The sequence below is a fragment of the Leclercia sp. TB492 genome (genome assembly GCF_049974505.2).
GTDB classification, from domain to species: Bacteria; Pseudomonadota; Gammaproteobacteria; order Enterobacterales; family Enterobacteriaceae; genus Enterobacter; species Enterobacter adecarboxylatus_C.
In genome coordinates this window covers 3,699,305-3,717,206 of the sequence record NZ_CM127572.1, presented here as the reverse complement: position 1 = coordinate 3,717,206, position 17,902 = coordinate 3,699,305, and the positions used below count along the sequence as shown (strand labels likewise).

15 protein-coding genes and 5 tRNA genes are annotated in these 17,902 nt (G+C 54.2%); 17 read left to right on the top strand and 3 right to left on the bottom strand.

Going from position 1 to position 17,902, the window contains the following annotated elements; translation table 11 throughout:
• Positions 1 to 251 precede the first annotated feature (251 nt).
• The 17 genes from mltB (at position 252) to ACP4QI_RS17475 (ending at position 14,255) form a co-directional block, all read left to right on the top strand.
• A complete protein-coding gene (gene mltB, locus ACP4QI_RS17555; RefSeq protein WP_185902385.1) occupies positions 252 to 1,346 on the top strand; it encodes a lytic murein transglycosylase B in 1,095 nt (364 codons plus the stop codon).
• A 176-nt stretch (positions 1,347 to 1,522) separates the two neighbouring features.
• Positions 1,523 to 2,020: a nicotinamide-nucleotide amidase gene (gene pncC, locus ACP4QI_RS17550; RefSeq protein ID WP_142486889.1), complete on the top strand. Its 498-nt coding sequence runs from the start codon at positions 1,523 to 1,525 to the stop codon at positions 2,018 to 2,020.
• An 87-nt stretch (positions 2,021 to 2,107) separates the two neighbouring features.
• A complete protein-coding gene (gene recA, locus ACP4QI_RS17545) occupies positions 2,108 to 3,166 on the top strand; it encodes a recombinase RecA (protein WP_142486888.1) in 1,059 nt (352 codons plus the stop codon).
• 82 nt (positions 3,167 to 3,248) lie between these two features.
• A complete protein-coding gene (recX, locus tag ACP4QI_RS17540; RefSeq protein WP_285128449.1) occupies positions 3,249 to 3,749 on the top strand; it encodes a recombination regulator RecX in 501 nt (166 codons plus the stop codon).
• A gap of 131 nt (positions 3,750 to 3,880) precedes the next feature.
• Positions 3,881 to 6,508 (top strand): alanine--tRNA ligase, encoded by a 2,628-nt coding sequence (gene alaS, locus ACP4QI_RS17535; protein ID WP_142486886.1) that lies wholly within the window; start codon positions 3,881 to 3,883, stop codon positions 6,506 to 6,508.
• A gap of 241 nt (positions 6,509 to 6,749) precedes the next feature.
• A complete protein-coding gene (gene csrA, locus ACP4QI_RS17530; protein ID WP_000906486.1) occupies positions 6,750 to 6,935 on the top strand; it encodes a carbon storage regulator CsrA in 186 nt (61 codons plus the stop codon).
• Between the two features lie 342 nt (positions 6,936 to 7,277).
• Positions 7,278 to 7,370, top strand: a tRNA-Ser gene (locus ACP4QI_RS17525).
• A 4-nt stretch (positions 7,371 to 7,374) separates the two neighbouring features.
• A tRNA-Arg gene (locus ACP4QI_RS17520) sits at positions 7,375 to 7,451 on the top strand.
• A gap of 196 nt (positions 7,452 to 7,647) precedes the next feature.
• Positions 7,648 to 7,724, top strand: a tRNA-Arg gene (locus ACP4QI_RS17515).
• Positions 7,725 to 7,789: 65 nt separating this feature from the next.
• Positions 7,790 to 7,866: transfer RNA gene (locus ACP4QI_RS17510), tRNA-Arg, on the top strand.
• A gap of 29 nt (positions 7,867 to 7,895) precedes the next feature.
• A tRNA-Arg gene (locus ACP4QI_RS17505) sits at positions 7,896 to 7,972 on the top strand.
• A gap of 116 nt (positions 7,973 to 8,088) precedes the next feature.
• Positions 8,089 to 8,655, top strand: a complete 567-nt coding sequence (yqaB, locus tag ACP4QI_RS17500; protein WP_156264508.1) for a fructose-1-phosphate/6-phosphogluconate phosphatase — start codon at positions 8,089 to 8,091, stop codon at positions 8,653 to 8,655.
• Positions 8,652 to 9,080 carry a YqaA family protein gene (locus ACP4QI_RS17495; RefSeq protein WP_142486884.1) on the top strand — a complete coding sequence of 143 codons (429 nt, stop codon included), beginning with the start codon at positions 8,652 to 8,654 and terminating at the stop codon, positions 9,078 to 9,080. Before yqaB ends, ACP4QI_RS17495 begins: the two co-directional genes overlap by 4 nt.
• A gap of 71 nt (positions 9,081 to 9,151) precedes the next feature.
• Entirely contained in the window at positions 9,152 to 10,696 is a 1,545-nt protein-coding gene (gshA, locus tag ACP4QI_RS17490) for a glutamate--cysteine ligase (protein WP_426495669.1), read from the top strand.
• Between the two features lie 152 nt (positions 10,697 to 10,848).
• Positions 10,849 to 11,364, top strand: a complete 516-nt coding sequence (gene luxS, locus ACP4QI_RS17485; protein WP_142486882.1) for an S-ribosylhomocysteine lyase — start codon at positions 10,849 to 10,851, stop codon at positions 11,362 to 11,364.
• Between the two features lie 228 nt (positions 11,365 to 11,592).
• Positions 11,593 to 11,961, top strand: coding sequence for a hypothetical protein (locus ACP4QI_RS17480; protein ID WP_142486881.1), 369 nt, complete (start codon positions 11,593 to 11,595; stop codon positions 11,959 to 11,961).
• 74 nt (positions 11,962 to 12,035) lie between these two features.
• Entirely contained in the window at positions 12,036 to 14,255 is a 2,220-nt protein-coding gene (locus ACP4QI_RS17475) for an FKBP-type peptidyl-prolyl cis-trans isomerase N-terminal domain-containing protein (RefSeq protein ID WP_426495668.1), read from the top strand.
• A 60-nt stretch (positions 14,256 to 14,315) separates the two neighbouring features.
• On the opposite strand, the gene emrB is transcribed toward ACP4QI_RS17475, so the two are convergent.
• From emrB to mprA, 3 genes are all read right to left on the bottom strand, one after another.
• Positions 14,316 to 15,863: a multidrug efflux MFS transporter permease subunit EmrB gene (gene emrB / locus ACP4QI_RS17470; RefSeq protein WP_142486879.1), complete on the bottom strand. Its 1,548-nt coding sequence runs from the start codon at positions 15,861 to 15,863 to the stop codon at positions 14,316 to 14,318.
• A 16-nt stretch (positions 15,864 to 15,879) separates the two neighbouring features.
• Positions 15,880 to 17,055 (bottom strand): multidrug efflux MFS transporter periplasmic adaptor subunit EmrA, encoded by a 1,176-nt coding sequence (gene emrA / locus ACP4QI_RS17465; protein WP_156264505.1) that lies wholly within the window; start codon positions 17,053 to 17,055, stop codon positions 15,880 to 15,882.
• Positions 17,056 to 17,180: 125 nt separating this feature from the next.
• Complete coding sequence (gene mprA / locus ACP4QI_RS17460; protein WP_032613564.1) at positions 17,181 to 17,711, bottom strand: transcriptional repressor MprA; 531 nt, start codon at positions 17,709 to 17,711, stop codon at positions 17,181 to 17,183.
• Positions 17,712 to 17,902: the final 191 nt, after the last annotated feature.

Here is a 17,902-nt window from a genome sequence, read left to right as displayed (position 1 = left end):
GAGTTCATCTCTGACGGGCCAATAATAATCACTTTGAAAGGTATTAAAGTGTTAAACAGATCTCACAATGAAAGAAAAATGTATTATTTTGAAAGATAATGAGCAAGGCGAGGGCAGCGCGGTTGAGAAGAGGACGAATTTGTCTTTAGGCAGCGTAAAGATTTTGCCCTGCGGGTTCGCATCTCTTCCTTGAGGTGTCCCGGATGCTTTACCATACTTGCCACTTATCGAATTCGTTGAATGGATGTCTCATGCTCAAGCGTCGTTACGCAGCCATACTGCCTGCGCTTATCCTGCTCTCTGCCTGCAGCAGCAAACCTAAGACCGAAGAGGTCCAGCAACAAACGGCGGGCGTACCGTCCGGCGGCTTCCTGCTGGAACCCCAGCATAATGTGATGCAGATGGGGGGCGACTTTGCCAACAATCCCGCGGCGGAACAGTTCATCGACAAAATGGTGAGCAAGCACGGCTTTAATAAAGCCCAGCTGCAGGAGATCCTCTCCCAGGCGAAACGTCTGGATTACGTGCTGCGACTGATGGATCGTCAGGCCCCGACCACCCAGCCACCGGCCGGGCCGAACGGGGCATGGTTACGCTATCGCAACCAGTTTATTACCCCGGACAACGTGCAGAATGGCGTGGCGTTCTGGAACCAGTATCAGGATGCGCTGACCCGCGCCCAGCAGGTTTACGGCGTGCCGCCGGAGATTATCATCGGGATTATCGGGGTAGAAACACGCTGGGGCCGCGTGATGGGCAAAACCCGCATTCTGGATGCGCTGGCGACCCTCTCCTTTAACTACCCGCGCCGGGCGGAGTACTTCTCCTCCGAGCTGGAAACGTTCCTGCTGATGGCGCGCGACGAGCAGGACGACCCGCTGGATCTGAAGGGCTCCTTTGCCGGTGCCATGGGCTACGGCCAGTTTATGCCGTCCTCCTATAAGCAATATGCGGTTGATTTCAACGGGGACGGGCACATCAACCTGTGGGATCCGGAAGATGCGATTGGCAGCGTCGCCAACTACTTCAAAGAGCATGGCTGGACGCCAGGTCAGCCGGTGGCTGTAATGGCTAACGGCCAGGCGCCAGGGCTGGAGAACGGCTTTAAAACCAGCTATACCCCGGCACAGCTGACGGCCGTAGGGTTAACGCCGCAGCAGCCGCTGAGCGGTAACCAAAAGGTCAGCCTGCTGCGTCTGGATATCGGCACTGGCTATCAGTACTGGTACGGTTTGCCGAACTTCTACACCATCACCCGCTACAACCACAGCACGCACTATGCGATGGCGGTCTGGCAGCTGGGGCTGGCCGTGGCGCAGGCGCGGGCGGCATCGCCGTTCAGTTAATACTGTCTCTTCCTGCCGAAAAAGTGAGTGGCGTTGTTCCACTCACTTTTTATTCTTAACCGCTCGGCCTGCTTAATTTTTTTTCTGAAGCGCCCTCGTAAAACCTTCACCTCACCCTCATATCTACCGACTAAAGTGCTATCTTGTGCTGCACGTTTTTAAGGAGTCAAAACGCTATGACTGACCATGAATTGATGCAGCTCAGTGAGAGGGTAGGGCAGGCGCTGAAACAGCGCGGTGCGACGGTCACTACGGCGGAGTCCTGTACCGGCGGGTGGGTGGCAAAAGCCATCACCGATATTGCCGGCAGTTCCGCCTGGTTTGAACGCGGGTTTGTCACCTACAGTAATGAAGCAAAAGCGCAGATGATTGGCGTGCGTGAACCCACCCTCATCGAACATGGCGCGGTCAGCGAACCGGTCGTCATTGAGATGGCGATTGGCGCCCTGCGTGCCGCCCGGGCGGACTATGCTATCTCTATTAGTGGCATCGCCGGGCCGGACGGCGGCAGCGCGGAAAAGCCTGTCGGGACGGTCTGGTTTGGCTTTGCGACGGCGCAGGGCGAGGGCGTTACCCGTCGGGAATGCTTCAGCGGCGACCGCGAAAGCGTGCGTCGTCAGGCTACCGTTTATGCGTTAAAAACGCTCTGGCAACAATTTCTACAAAACACTTGATACTGTATGAGCATACAGTATAATTGCTGCAACAGAACAGAAATCCAAGGTGAAGCGCAGTTGTTTCACCCGGCATGAGAGGAAAAAATGGCTATCGACGAAAACAAACAGAAAGCGTTGGCGGCAGCACTGGGCCAGATCGAAAAGCAATTCGGTAAAGGTTCCATCATGCGCCTGGGTGAAGATCGTTCCATGGATGTAGAAACTATCTCCACCGGTTCGCTTTCTCTGGATATTGCACTGGGTGCTGGCGGCCTGCCTATGGGTCGTATCGTAGAGATCTACGGGCCAGAATCCTCCGGTAAAACCACCCTGACCTTACAGGTTGTGGCGGCTGCACAGCGCGAAGGAAAAACCTGTGCCTTTATCGATGCTGAGCACGCGCTGGATCCGGTCTACGCACGTAAACTGGGTGTTGATATCGACAACCTGCTCTGCTCCCAGCCGGATACCGGTGAGCAGGCACTAGAAATCTGTGACGCGCTGGCGCGCTCTGGCGCAGTAGACGTAATCATCGTCGACTCCGTTGCAGCACTGACGCCAAAAGCAGAAATCGAAGGTGAAATCGGTGACTCTCACATGGGCCTCGCGGCACGTATGATGAGCCAGGCGATGCGTAAGCTGGCCGGTAACCTGAAGCAGTCCAACACGCTGCTGATCTTCATCAACCAGATCCGTATGAAGATTGGTGTGATGTTCGGTAACCCGGAAACCACCACCGGTGGTAACGCGCTGAAGTTCTACGCCTCCGTGCGTCTGGATATCCGCCGTATCGGTGCCGTGAAAGACGGTGAGAACGTGGTGGGTAGCGAAACCCGCGTGAAGGTTGTGAAGAACAAGATTGCTGCACCGTTTAAACAGGCTGAATTCCAGATCCTCTACGGCGAAGGTATCAACTTCTACGGCGAACTGGTTGACCTGGGCGTGAAAGAGAAGCTGATTGAAAAAGCGGGCGCCTGGTACAGCTACAACGGCGACAAGATTGGTCAGGGTAAAGCGAATGCTATCTCCTGGCTGAAAGAGAACCCGGCGGCAGCTAAAGAGATCGAGAAGAAGGTGCGTGAGCTTCTGCTCAGCAACCAGGATTCTAAACCGCAGTTCGCTGTTGATGGCGAAGGTGTTGAAGAAACCAACGAAGATTTCTGATAAACAGATGTAATAAACAAGGGTCGCTTAGTGCGGCCCTTTTTGCTTTTTAATTTTTGCTTTTATTGCAGCAGGTTTATCTATGAATGAATCCACAGCACGTCGTCCGGCTTATAACCGTCTGCTGGATCGGGCGGTACGCATTCTTGCTGTTCGTGACCACAGCGAGCAGGAACTGCGCCGCAAACTCGCCGCGCCGGTAATGAGCAAAAACGGGCCAGAGGCTATCGATGCCACGGCAGAAGATTACGATCGGGTCGTTGCCTGGTGCTATGAGCACAGCTATCTGGACGATACCCGTTTTGTCTCACGCTTCATCGCCAGCCGCAGCCGGAAAGGCTACGGTCCGGCGCGCATCCGCCAGGAGCTTAATCAAAAAGGTATCCCGCGTGAAACCAGCGAAAAGGCGATGCGTGAATGCGAGATTGACTGGTGCGAGCTGGCGCGGGAACAGGCCGTGCGGAAGTATGGGGAACCTTTGCCGCGTGATTTTTCAGAAAAAGTCAAAATCCAGCGCTTTTTGCTTTATCGCGGCTTCCTGATGGAGGATATTCAGGATATCTGGCGTAATTTTACCGATTGAACGCATGCGGGATTTTACTTCCCTTTAAAGAAAACTTATCTTATTCCCACTTTTTTCAGTAGCTGGTCCGTCCAACAAATGTTGTGTAGTGACCGGCTGTGACATTTCGTTAGCTTGATTTCAGGATAATTATGAGCAAGAGCACCGCTGAGATCCGACAGGCGTTTCTCGATTTTTTCCATAGTAAGGGACACCAGGTTGTTGCCAGCAGCTCCCTGGTACCGAACAACGATCCAACTTTACTGTTTACCAACGCCGGGATGAACCAGTTCAAGGATGTCTTCCTGGGTCTCGACAAGCGTAATTATTCTCGCGCAACCACCTCGCAGCGCTGCGTGCGTGCGGGCGGTAAACATAACGATCTGGAAAACGTCGGTTACACCGCACGTCACCACACCTTCTTCGAAATGCTGGGTAACTTCAGCTTCGGCGACTATTTCAAACATGACGCTATCCAGTACGCATGGGAACTGCTGACCGGTGAAAACTGGTTCAACCTGCCGAAAGAGCGTCTGTGGGTTACCGTCTACGAAACCGATGACGAAGCCTATGAGATCTGGGAAAAAGAAGTGGGTATCCCGCGCGAACGTATTATTCGCATCGGCGATAACAAAGGCGCTCCGTACGCGTCTGACAACTTCTGGCAGATGGGTGACACCGGCCCATGCGGTCCGTGTACCGAAATCTTCTACGATCATGGCGATCACATCTGGGGCGGCCCTCCGGGCAGTGCAGAAGAAGACGGCGACCGTTACATTGAGATCTGGAACATCGTCTTCATGCAGTTCAACCGTCAGATCGACGGCACCATGGAGCCGCTGCCTAAGCCATCCGTGGATACCGGTATGGGTCTGGAGCGTATTGCCGCAGTACTGCAACACGTCAACTCCAACTACGACATCGATCTGTTCAGCACCCTGATTAAGTCTGTTGCCGAAGTGACCGGCGCAACCGACCTGAGCAACAAATCCCTGCGCGTTATTGCCGACCACATCCGTTCCTGTGCCTTCCTGATTGCTGACGGCGTGATCCCGTCGAATGAAAACCGTGGCTACGTGCTGCGCCGTATCATTCGTCGTGCTATCCGTCACGGCAACATGCTGGGCGCGAAGGACACCTTCTTCTACAAACTCGTTGGGCCACTGGTTGGCGTGATGGGCGCAGCTGGCGACGAACTGAAACGTCAGCAGGCGCAGGTTGAACAGGTTCTGAAAACCGAAGAAGAGCAGTTTGCCCGTACTCTGGAACGTGGTCTTGCCCTGCTGGACGACGAACTGTCGAAGCTGAAAGGCGATACCCTGGATGGCGAAACCGCCTTCCGTCTGTACGACACCTATGGCTTCCCGGTTGACCTGACGGCTGACGTCTGCCGCGAGCGCAACATTAAAGTTGACGAAGCGGGCTTCGAAGCCGCCATGGAAGAGCAGCGCCGCCGCGCGCGTGAGTCCAGCGGTTTTGGTGCCGACTACAACGCGATGATCCGCGTTGATGGCAGCAGCGAATTCGAAGGTTACGAGCATCTCGAAACCAACGGCAAAGTGACTGCCCTGTTTGTTGACGGCAAAGCCGTGGACAGCATCAGCGCAGGCCAGGCTGCGGTTGTGGTTCTGGACAAAACCCCGTTCTACGCAGAATCAGGCGGCCAGGTTGGCGATAAAGGCGAGCTGAAGGGCAGTGATTTCAGCTTTACCGTGAACGACACGCAGAAATACGGTCAGGCGATCGGCCACCAGGGTACGCTGGCATCCGGCATGCTGAAAGTGGGCGAGGGCGTTCAGGCTATCGTTGACGAAGCACGCCGCGCACGTATCCGTCTGAACCACTCCGCGACGCACCTGATGCACGCCGCGCTGCGCCAGGTTCTGGGCACGCACGTTGCGCAGAAAGGCTCGCTGGTAAACGACAAAGTGCTGCGCTTTGACTTCTCCCATTTCGAAGCGATGAAACCGGCGGAAATCCGTGCGGTGGAAGATCTGGTGAATGCCCAGATCCGTCGTAACCTGCCGATCGAAACCAACATCATGGATCTCGACGCGGCGAAGAACAAAGGCGCAATGGCCCTGTTCGGTGAGAAGTATGACGAACGTGTACGCGTACTGAGCATGGGCGATTTCTCCACCGAACTCTGTGGCGGTACGCACGCCAGCCGTACGGGTGACATCGGTCTGTTCCGCATTGTGTCCGAATCCGGTACGGCGGCAGGCGTGCGTCGTATCGAAGCGGTCACCGGCGAAGGCGCGATTGCGCTCCTGCATGCAGAGAGCGATCAGTTGCACGACATCGCGCAGCTGCTGAAGGGCGACAGCCAGAACCTGGGCGAGAAAGTGCGCAGCGTGATGGAACGTACCCGTCAGCTGGAAAAAGAGCTGCAGCAGCTGAAAGAACAGGCCGCCGTTGCCGAGAGCGCAAACCTCTCCAGCAAAGCGGTTGAGATTAACGGCGTCAAACTGCTGGTCAGCGAACTGGCTGGTGTTGAGCCGAAAATGCTTCGTACCATGGTCGACGATCTGAAGAACCAGCTCGGTTCAACCATCATCGTTCTGGCAACGGTAGCGGAAGGTAAGGTTTCTCTGATTGCGGGCGTATCTAAGGACGTGATCGATCGTGTGAAAGCAGGGGAACTGATTGGTATGGTCGCTCAGCAAGTGGGCGGTAAAGGCGGTGGTCGTCCGGACATGGCGCAAGCCGGTGGTACAGACGCAGCAGCCCTTCCAGCGGCGCTGGCCAGTGTTGAAAGCTGGGTAAGTTCTAAACTGTAATAATTACAAAGCGTACACAGACGCCATAACGACAACGTTATGGCGTACTGCGCTCTACGCTATCGATAATGATAAAGTCAGGTTGAGTTTGTGTATATCGGCTAAACTTACGTTTAACAGATTGTGATGCCGTGACTACCTACACATTACGTGTTTGTCATCGCTTACTTTTTGGCGTTATATGATGGATAATGCCGGGATACAAGAGACCCGACTCTTTTAATCTTTCAAGGAGCAAAGAATGCTGATTCTGACTCGTCGAGTTGGTGAGACCCTCATGATTGGGGATGAGGTCACCGTGACAGTTTTAGGGGTAAAGGGCAACCAGGTACGTATTGGTGTGAACGCCCCTAAAGAAGTCTCTGTTCATCGTGAAGAGATCTACCAGCGTATCCAGGCTGAAAAATCCCAGCAGTCCAGTTACTGATATTATCGCGTCTCGCTGTCTGGCGAGACGCAACCCTCCTGATATATTCCTTGTCAAAAGTTACCGTTCGATTTCAATTGCTCTCTTTTTAACCTTCTGTCACACCCTTTCTCTGTCCGACATCCCTTTTATACCCCTACATAACTGCCAGCAGGCCTGCAAAATCCGTTTATAAAACACCCTCTTTGCGGGTTTTACATGCGAATTGCCTGTGATTTGTGCAAACGATAAAAGCTTGTGGAAAATTGTTTGACTTATAAGTCCCAGAAAGTAATATATGCGCCACGCAGCGACGAGAAGCTCTTAACGAGTTACTCGAAGCACTCGAAAGAGGCGTTGTGTGGTGAGGTGGCCGAGAGGCTGAAGGCGCTCCCCTGCTAAGGGAGTATGCGGTCAAAAGCTGCATCCGGGGTTCGAATCCCCGCCTCACCGCCATTTTGCATCCGTAGCTCAGCTGGATAGAGTACTCGGCTACGAACCGAGCGGTCGGAGGTTCGAATCCTCCCGGATGCACCATATTCTCCGAGATAGCAGTTAAACTGTTGTTTCATGTTCTGCGAGATAATCGCGAGCACCAGGGAGGATAGCGTTGCTTTAGCAACGACCCGTAGGGCGAGGCGCAGCCGAGTAATACTCCCGGATGCACCATCTATTACTTCATATTGCTTTAGAAGTGATATGAGTATCGAGTAGTACAGTAGTAAATCCTGATGCATCCGTAGCTCAGCTGGATAGAGTACTCGGCTACGAACCGAGCGGTCGGAGGTTCGAATCCTCCCGGATGCACCATCTTTTACTTTGTGTTGCTTATGAAGCAATACTGAGTATCAGCAGTAACAGCAGTAAATCCCGATGCATCCGTAGCTCAGCTGGATAGAGTACTCGGCTACGAACCGAGCGGTCGGAGGTTCGAATCCTCCCGGATGCACCATTTACTATTTTCTAAAGAAGTGCCCTGATGCATCCGTAGCTCAGCTGGATAGAGTACTCGGCTACGAACCGAGCGGTCGGAGGTTCGAATCCTCCCGGATGCACCATCTTCTCCCTCATTGTTTATTCCTTCGACGTTCCGTCAGCAATCATCTTCTCTGTCAGCGACAAAACTCCTTGTTTACGATAAAGTAACGTTTTGTAATCCTTCTGCGAGAGCACGATGTACGCACAGTATGACGGTTTGATCTTCGATATGGATGGCACCATCCTGGACACCGAGCCAACGCATCGTAAAGCCTGGACTGATGTCCTCGGCCGTTACGGAATGCGTTTCGACTTACAGGCGATGATTGCCCTCAACGGATCCCCCACCTGGCGTATTGCGCAGGCCGTGATTGAACTGAATCAGGCCGATCTCGACCCCCATCTGCTCGCGCGTGAAAAAACCGATGCGGTAAAAGCGATGCTGTTAGACACCGTGCGCCCTTTGCCATTAATTGAAGTGGTAAAAGAGTGGCACGGACGTCGTCCGATGTCGGTCGGGACGGGCAGTGAGAGCGCGATCGCAGAGGCACTGCTCAACCATCTTGGCCTGCGCCACTATTTTTCTGCCGTTGTCGCCGCCGATCATGTTAAAAACCACAAGCCCGCCCCGGACACCTTTCTGCTGTGCGCAGAGCTTATGGGTGTGCCCGCTGCCAGGTGCGTCGTATTTGAAGATGCCGACTTCGGCATTCAGGCAGCGCACGCTGCCGGCATGGATGCGGTGGACGTTCGCTTACTGTGAGTGACCTGCTGTCACTGACCTCACTCTTCGCCAGCAGTTTTTTAAGCGCCACTCTCCTGCCGGGAAATTCGGAAGTGGTACTAGTGGCGATGCTGTTGTCCGACGTAAGTCAGCCCTGGTTGCTCGTGTTAATAGCAACAATGGGTAATAGCTTTGGAGGGCTGACTAACGTTATTCTTGGGCGATTCTTTCCGCTACGCAAAACATCGCGCTGGCAGGAAAAGGCAGTCGGCTGGCTAAAACGCTATGGGGCTGCCACGCTTTTACTAAGCTGGATGCCGGTAATCGGTGATTTACTGTGCCTGCTGGCGGGATGGATGCGCATCTCCTGGGGGCCCGTGCTCTTTTTTTTATGCCTCGGCAAGGCGCTGCGCTACGTTCTCGTGGCGGTTGTGACTTTACAGGGCATGACGTGGTGGCACTAATTGGACTGTTTGTGACCATGAACCATTACAATTATGCTAAATAAAATGATTTTGACAGGCGGGAGGTCGAATTGATCCCGGACGTATCACAGGCACTGGCCTGGCTGGAAAACCACCCTCAGGCTCTGAAGGGTATTCAGCGTGGTCTTGAGCGCGAAACGCTGCGCGTTAACGCGGATGGCAGTCTTGCAACGACGGGCCATCCAGAGGCGTTGGGTTCAGCGCTGACCCATAAGTGGATCACGACTGATTTCGCTGAAGCGCTGCTTGAGTTCATCACCCCGGTCGATGGCGATATTGACCACATGCTGAAGATTATGCGTGATATTCACCGCTACAGCGCCCGCAATCTGGGTGATGAGCGTATGTGGCCACTCAGCATGCCTTGCTATATTGAGCAGGGCCAGGACATTGAACTTGCGCAGTACGGCACGTCAAATATTGGTCGTCTGAAAACGCTCTATCGCGAAGGGCTGAAAAACCGCTACGGCGCGCTGATGCAGACGATTTCTGGCGTGCATTATAACTTCTCACTGCCGATGGCATTCTGGCAGGCGAAGTGCGGCGAGACGGACAAAGAGGCGATCTCTGCGGGCTACTTCCGCCTGATCCGTAACTATTATCGCTTTGGCTGGGTCATTCCGTATCTGTTCGGCGCATCGCCGGCGATTTGCTCCTCATTCCTGCAGGGCAAACCGACCACGTTGCCGTTCGAGAAGACCGATTGCGGCATGTATTACCTGCCGTACGCGACCTCCCTGCGCCTCAGCGATCTGGGTTATACCAATAAGTCGCAAAGCAATCTCGGAATTACCTTTAACGAATTGCACGAGTATGTGGCAGGATTGAAGCGGGCGATCAAAACGCCGTCGGAAGCGTACGACGAAATCGGGCTCGAGAAAGACGGTAAGCGGCTGCAAATCAACACTAACGTTTTGCAGATTGAGAACGAACTTTACGCGCCGATCCGTCCAAAACGTGTCACCCGCAGCGGCGAGACGCCGTCAGATGCTCTGCAACGCGGCGGTATTGAGTACATCGAAGTGCGCTCCCTGGATATCAACCCGTTCTCACCGATTGGTGTGGATGAGCAGCAGGTACGCTTCCTCGATCTGTTTATGGTCTGGTGCGTACTGGCGGATGCGCCAGAAATGAGCGCTGACGAACTGCTCTGCACCCGCACCAACTGGAACCGGGTGATCATCGAAGGGCGCAAACCTGGCCTGACGCTGGGCATCGGTTGCCAGACGGCGCAGTTCCCGTTACAGCAGGTGGGTAAAGATCTGTTCCGCGATCTGAAGCGCGTCGCCCACACGCTGGACAGCGTTTACGGTGGGGAAGAGTATCAGCAGGTTTGCGATCGGCTGGTCGAAAGCTTTGATAATCCTGAGCTGACATTCTCGGCGCGCATTCTGCGTTCTATGATTGATCAGGGGATTGGCGGTACAGGTCGTGCGCTGGCGGCAGAGTATCGCGATATGCTGCAGCAGGAGCCGCTGGAGGTGTTAAGCGAAGCCGATTTTGCGGCGGAGCGCGACGCGTCAGTGGTGCGTCAGAGAGAGATTGAAGCGGCGGATACCGAGTCGTTTGCCGATTTCCTGGCGAAACAGGCCTGACAGAAAAGAAAAAGGCCACATCTCTGTGGCCAAAATAACATCTCTGAAGAACAGGGATGATGATAACAAATGCGCGTCTTTCATATACTCAGACTCGCGTTGAAAAGAAGAGTTCATTTTTTTTAAAAAAAAATCACTATCGGAGGTGACGTATGCCGTTATTAGATAGCTTTACTGTCGACCATACCCGTATGGAAGCACCAGCTGTACGCGTTGCGAAGACCATGCATACCCCGCACGGCGACACGATCACCGTTTTCGACCTGCGTTTCTGCGTACCTAACAAAGAAGTGATGCCGGAAAAAGGTATTCACACTCTGGAGCACCTGTTTGCCGGTTTCATGCGCGATCACCTGAACGGCAACGGCGTTGAGATCATTGATATCTCCCCAATGGGTTGCCGTACCGGTTTCTACATGAGCCTGATTGGCGTGCCTGAAGAGAAACGCGTCGCAGATGCGTGGAAAGCTGCGATGGAAGACGTGCTCAAGGTAAAAGAGCAGAACCAGATCCCTGAGCTGAACGTTTACCAGTGCGGTACATACCAGATGCACTCTCTGGAAGAAGCCCAGGAGATTGCTCGTCATATTCTTGAGCGTGACGTTCGCGTTAACAGCAACGAAGAGCTGGCGCTGCCTAAAGATAAACTGCAGGAACTGCACATCTAGAAAATTACCCGGCCCTCAGCAAGGAGTGTGCCGGGTAATATTAGTTTCTTTATAAATTCCTAAAAGCCTATCTCTCGTTGTGCATCCTTCTCTTTCTCTCTATTATTGCAATCAACGCATGATAGTTATTTATATATATTATATCTATGGATGATATGTTGGCGCTCATTCACTGTAATTATAGATGCGTTAATATTTCATGGAATAGATAATAATTCAGAGGGATTTATGAAAGTTTATTTGACTGGCACCGCGATTCTTTTTTCCGCTCTTCTCCTGTCTGCCTGCAGCTCTAAACCCGTTACAACGCCGATCGCCAAAGCGCCCGCTGAGCGCAAGCAGGAGGTGCAGTGCTACCAGGAGTTCTCCGCGCTGCAAAAGCTCGATCCGGCGGCATATGAGTCCTATCGTAAGCAATTTGATAATATTAATAAAAACTATAAAATTTACGAATCGAATAAATCTCTGGTTGATGATAACGCTTCAGAAGTTATGCTGACCGAAATTAATAAAAAACTGTCGCTGGTATGCGTAAGGATTCGTAATACGGTTTATACCAACATGATGAACCGTGCCAATGAAATGAATAAGTTATGAATAAATACTTTAGCGCAGCATTGTACTGCGGATTGTTATTATCGGGTGGAAAAGCATTTTCAGCCGGAACGGATTTGTTGGAACGTTTAAATAACGAAAAAATTATCGGCAACGGTTCAACCAATCCTTTCATTGCCTCAGAAGCCAACACGAATCCCCCGGACGCGGCGCCGCCGAAAGCAGAGCCCGCCCGCCCGTCGGCGCGTGCCGTGCCCGATAAAAAAGACAAAGCCATTGCAGTAGACCAGGCCAAACTTTCCCGCCTCACCGAGGCGCTTCGCCAGGCTAATGCCACCATTACCGGATTAGATAAACAGCTGAGCGCGGTAGAAAGCGAAAAGTCGTTACTGGAACAGGCTGTTGCCCACGAGAAGGAGCGCGTCGCGGAAAAGGAGCAGGCAATCGCCCGACTTAAATCACAGCCGGAAGGCAGCGCACAAAAACTTGCTGTCGAAAGCCTTATCGCGACGTTGCCGAAGCCAGCTGGCGTCGATCAACAAAAATATGCCGAACTGGCAGAGCAACTGCGTAACGCCAACGTACAACGCGCCGAACTGACTAAAGCCCTGAGCGAGCTGCAGGTACAGAAAAATGCGCTGGATACGCAGTTGAGCGCTCTCAAGGCGAACAACGCCCAGGCCATCGACGTGGCGAAAGAGCTCGACGCCTTAAAAGCCCAGCTGTCAGCGCTGAATCTGCAAAAAGCCACCCTGGAAACCCGGCTGGCCGAACAGGAAAAAGTGTTCAGCAGCGAAAAGACAAAGTCTGAGATTGCCCAGAACCAGCTTGAGGACGCCAAAAAAGTCATCGCTTCGCAGGAGTCCCAGCTGGCCGCGCAGAAAAGCAGCGCCGGAAGCGACAAAGAGAAGCTGCTTCAGGAGCTGACCGGCCTGCAGACGCAGAAGAAAGCGCTGGATACTCAGTTGGCCTCCCTGAAAGAGGCCAGTGCGAAAAACGCGGCTCTGACCAAAGAGCTGACCGACCTGCAGGCCCAGAAGAAGGTGCTGGATACCCAGCTGGCCGCGCTGAAAGCGGCCAATGAGAAAAGCGACTCGCTGGCGAAGGAGATGGCTGACCTGCAGACGCAGAAAAAGGCGCTGGAAACAGAGCTGGCGGGGCTGCAAGAGACCCGCGAGAAAAACATCACCCTGACCAAAGCGCTGGCCGATCTGCAAACGCAAAAGAATGCGCTGGACGCACAGCTCGCCACCCTCAAAACCAGCAGTGACAAGAGCAGCGGCGCGGTGAAAGAGGTTGATGCCTTAAAATCCCAGCTGTCGGCGCTAAACCTGCAAAAAGCCACTCTGGAAACCCGGATGGCTGAGCAGGAAAAACAGCTTAAAAGCGAGAAGTTCAAGGTCGATATTGCCCAGAACCAGCTGGAGGACGCCAAAAAAGTCATCGCTTCACAGGAATCCCTCTTGGCGCTTCAGAAAAATAACGTGGGCAGCGAGAAAGACAAAAGCGGTGCGCTGGTCACCCAGCTGGCTACCGCCGGGAAAGAGACGGCGGAGCTGAAAAAGCAGCTGGCTCTGCTCCAGACGCAAAAAGCCTCGCTTGAGGAGCAGCAGAAAACGCAAAGCGCCTCTCTGGCAACGCTGACAGCCGAAAACCAGAAGCTGAAAGAGAGCCAGTCTGCACCTGCAAAAGAGGGCGCGGATAAGCAGCGGATGAAGATCGATAAAGCTGCGGCAAAAGATACCCTGACCAGCTACGCCATTGGCACCTGGTATGGCGATGCGGCAGGGCGTGAGAAGAGCAAGCTCGACGGGCTGAACAAAAAACTCGATCTCAACGCCTTTATGCAGGGCTTTGACGATAAGGTAAATAATAAGCTCCAGCTGACACCCGCTGCGCTTTCGAAGGAGCTGGCCGCGCTGGACCAGGTACAGAAAAAGCAGTTTGTCGCGACGCAAAGCGAAAATGAAAAGCAGAGTAAAGCGATCATGACTAAGGCGGCGAATGAGAAGGGGGCCAAGCGACTGCCGGATGGCGCCATCTACCGGGTGATTCAGCAGGGTGAGGCACCTCTGGTTACGGGCAAGAATGAGATCATTACCGAAATTGATGAGGTGCTGGGCACCGGAAAAGTGATGTCCAGTAAAGAGGTTCGCGCCAGCCGGGTTAAAGACTTACCGCCGCTGTTCCAGACGGTAGTGAAAAAGCTCGGGCTGGGCGGGGAGGCAAAACTGCATATTCCTGCGAAGCAGGCCTACGGTGAAGCGGGCGTTCCCGGTTTTGTACCGCCAGGCACGGTCTCGATCATTACGATTAAAATTATCGGCATTAAGTAAGCTTAATCGCTCCCATAAAAAAACGGATCTGCATGCAGATCCGTTTTTCTTTTCAGCCGTTTAGTGCGCGCCACCGCCTCCGCCGCCCGCGCCGAATGGCGGTTTGGCGAACCATATTAGCCCTAATAGCACAATGAACACGCCCGCCGATAGCCAGAAAATCTCGTTAGCCGAGATGATCAGCCCCTGCGCGGTGATCTGCTGCGCTATCCAGCCCGAAGCCTGCTGCTCGGTCATGCCCATCCCCTGCAGCTGGCTGTACACCTCCTGCGCCTGCGGATTGAACACGTTCACCGATTCAGTCAGCTGCGCATGGTGCAGCGACTCGCGGTTGGTCCACATGGTGGTGGTCATCGAGGTACCGATGGAGCCCGCCAGGGTACGCATAAAGTTCGACAGACTGGAGGCCGCCGCCATCCGTTCCGGCGGCAGGCCGGAGAGGGTGATGGTGGTCAGTGGCATAAAGAAGCAGGCTACCGCAAAGCCCTGAATGAACTGCGGCCACGCGGAGGCACCAAAGTCCATGCCCGGCTCAAAGGTATAGGCGCGCCAGTAGAAGCACACCGCATACATAATGAAGCTGAAGGTCACCAGCCGACGCATATCCAGCTTATGGGCAAAGCGGCCGATGATCGGCGACAGCAGGACCGGGATCACCCCGACCGGCGCTGACGCCAGCCCCGCCCAGGTGGCGGTATAGCCATATACCTCCTGCAACAGCTGCGGCAGCAGAACGATAGCGCCGAAGTAGAGCATGTAGGCAAGGCTGATACACAAACAGCCTATGGTGAAGTTGCGCGACTTAAACAGCGATAAATCGACTATCGGGTTGTCATCCGTCAGCTCCCAGACAATCAGGAAGCTTAGCGCCACCACCGCCACGACCGTCAGGACGATGATCTCCTGCGAGGCGAACCAGTCCAGCTCTTTCCCGCGGTCGAGCATGATCTGCAGGCTGCCGATGCCCAGCACCAGCAGCGCCAGCCCCACGCCATCAATACGCCGTTGTTCGGTGCGGGTTTCGCGACCGCGCAGCGACTGCAGGGTCAGCAATACCACCACCGCGCCAATCGGCACGTTGATAAAGAAGATCCAGCCCCAGTGGTAGTTATCGCTGATATAGCCGCCCAGAATCGGGCCGCAGATCGGGGCGACGATCACCGTCATCGACCACAGCGCCAGCGCGATGGAGCGTTTGGCCGGCGGGTAGTTGTTGAGGAGCAGACTTTGCGACAGCGGGATCAGCGGTCCGGCGACAATCCCCTGGATCACGCGGAAGAAGATCAGCATGGTCAGGCTGCTGGACATCCCGCACGCCCAGGAGGCAATAACAAAGGCGATGGTCGACCAGAGGAAGAGTTTTACTTCCCCGACGCGCTTTGCCAGCCAGCCGGTAATCGGGATGGAGATGGCATTCGCCACCCCAAACGAGGTGATCACCCATGTCCCCTGGCTCAGGGATGAGCCAAGGTTCCCGGCGATGGTCGGGATCGCCACGTTCGCGATGGTGGAATCCAGCACCTGCATGAATGTCGCCAGCGATAGCGCAATGGTCATGATGACCAGCTGCGCGCCTTCCAACGGTTTTTGCGGTTTTTGCTGCTGCATAACGCTCACCTTCGGATTAACCGGCGTTTGCCTTCACGATCTCATCGATCAGCTTATTCACCGGCTCAAGGCTGATCTCGCGGGCATTACTTTCGTAGGCCGGGTTAGAACGCGCCTGGTTTGCCAGCATCTGACCGTCGCGGTTGGCGGTATCGACCGTCACCAGCGTGGAGAGGCCAATACGCAGCGGATGGTCCGCCAGCTGTTTCTCATCCAGCTCAATACGCACCGGCAGACGCTGAACCACTTTGATCCAGTTCCCGGTGGCGTTCTGGGCAGGCAGCAGGGAGAAGGCGCTACCGGTACCCATATCCAGGCCGACAACTTTACCGGTGTATTTCACCTCGTCGCCGTAGATATCACTGACCACCGTCGCGCTCTGGCCGATACGCATATGCGCCAGCTGCGTCTCTTTGAAGTTAGCATCCACCCACAGGTTAGTTGCTGGCACCACCGCCATCAGCGGGGTTGAGGAGCTGATCTGCGCGCCAGGCTGCACCGAGCGACGGGATACGTAACCGGTCATCGGGCTGACAATTTTGGTTCGCTCCAGGGCCAGCCAGGCGTTGCGTACTTCGGTCGCCGCCTGTTTCACCGCAGGTTGTTGATCGAGGGTCGTGTCCAGCACCACCGCCTGGTTGGCGTTATACTGCTGGATGGCGACATCAAGCTGGGCCTGCGCGCTGGCCACCGCATCGCGGGCATGTTGCAGCTCTTCACGGCCAATCAGATTGGCGGTGCCGAGCGGAACGCGGCGATTAAAGTCGCTCTGCGCCTGGGCGAGGGCGGTCTTCTGCACGGTGATGTTGGCCTGCAGCTGCTTGCTGTTGATCATCTGCTGGCGGGTCTGACGTACGCTCGAGGCCAGCCCGGTCTGCGCTTTTTCAAACGCCTGCTGGGCATCGGTCGGATCCAGCGTCACCAGCACGTCGCCTTTTTGCACAAAGTCGGTATTGTCAGCCCAGACTTTCGTCACGCTGCCCGACACCTGCGCCATAATCTGAACCTGGTTCCCTGCCACGTACGCATCATCCGTCTCTTCACTATGACGCAGTACTAAAAACCAATAGATCCCATATGCCACGGCAATGATAATAAAGAGCAAGGTCAGCAGCAGAAGGGCGCGCTTGCGTTTGCCTTTCTTGTTGTTGACCGGTTGCTGCGGGGTTGTGTTCTCCGCATTTGCGCTCATGATTTTCTCCACGATCTTATTATTTCACATCGGCTGAGCCGACCTGTTATCAGAAAGGCCAGCACTATGATGTGCTGGCCTGTCGGTTTTCTTATGAATCTGGATTTTTGGAGCGTGTCGTCGCGTTAGCGCAGCGCCTCAAGAACAGCGCCGTCTTCATCCATCTGGTCCAGACGGGTGAGAAGCTTGCGGGTGATATGCTCGAGCTGCTCTTTCTCGGTACCGCTTAAAGACGACCAGAGTTGATGCAGACAGTTGTGCTGAGGTGGAAGTACCTCGCGCAGGAATTCGTGACCTTTCTCGGTCAGTTGCAGATGCAGACAACGGCGGTCGTTATCGCTTTCACGGCGTTCGATCCAGCCGCGTTTTTCCAGCTCATCGGCAATACGGGTTGCATTGGTACGAGACGAACCCAGGGCGCAGCTCAGCTCGGAAGGCTGGATGCTGTGATTCTCCTGAGACTCCAGCGTAATCAACGCCATAAATAACGTCTCGTTAATCCCTTGAGCTTTCAGCATTTTATTGCGATTTTCCAGCAGCTTGCCCTGCATATGCATGCAGAGACGGGTCAGCAGGATCTCCTGATACGGGAAATCTGCATAGCGACTGGCGCGAAATTTAAGCATTTGTTCAATGGGCGTAAACGAACTATCCATTTGGGCATAACCTCATTAATTACAGCCGATATAGTAACGACAGTGACAAATAATGTAAATGAATTATTTGTGCGGCTAAAATCCATTAGACAAATTTCACCGTCATCAAGAGCCGGGTAGATCCGTGACCCGGTAAGCACAGAAAAGAGGGGATGGCACTGGCAAAACGGGGATGGGTCTTCGGGCGTAAG

Bases quoted from the DNA above. Each gene is read 5' to 3' on its own strand.
- luxS (WP_142486882.1), top strand. From the start codon at position 10,849: ATGCCGTTATTAGATAGCTTTACTGTCGACCATACCCGTATGGAAGCA.
- ACP4QI_RS17480 (WP_142486881.1), top strand. From the start codon at position 11,593: ATGAAAGTTTATTTGACTGGCACCGCGATTCTTTTTTCCGCTCTTCTC.
- recX (WP_285128449.1), top strand. From the start codon at position 3,249: ATGAATGAATCCACAGCACGTCGTCCGGCTTATAACCGTCTGCTGGAT.
- alaS (WP_142486886.1), top strand. From the start codon at position 3,881: ATGAGCAAGAGCACCGCTGAGATCCGACAGGCGTTTCTCGATTTTTTC.
- mltB (WP_185902385.1), top strand. From the start codon at position 252: ATGCTCAAGCGTCGTTACGCAGCCATACTGCCTGCGCTTATCCTGCTC.
- yqaB (WP_156264508.1), top strand. From the start codon at position 8,089: ATGTACGCACAGTATGACGGTTTGATCTTCGATATGGATGGCACCATC.
- csrA (WP_000906486.1), top strand. From the start codon at position 6,750: ATGCTGATTCTGACTCGTCGAGTTGGTGAGACCCTCATGATTGGGGAT.
- emrB (WP_142486879.1), bottom strand. From the start codon at position 15,863: ATGCAGCAGCAAAAACCGCAAAAACCGTTGGAAGGCGCGCAGCTGGTC.
- emrA (WP_156264505.1), bottom strand. From the start codon at position 17,055: ATGAGCGCAAATGCGGAGAACACAACCCCGCAGCAACCGGTCAACAAC.
- pncC (WP_142486889.1), top strand. From the start codon at position 1,523: ATGACTGACCATGAATTGATGCAGCTCAGTGAGAGGGTAGGGCAGGCG.
- recA (WP_142486888.1), top strand. From the start codon at position 2,108: ATGGCTATCGACGAAAACAAACAGAAAGCGTTGGCGGCAGCACTGGGC.
- mprA (WP_032613564.1), bottom strand. From the start codon at position 17,711: ATGGATAGTTCGTTTACGCCCATTGAACAAATGCTTAAATTTCGCGCC.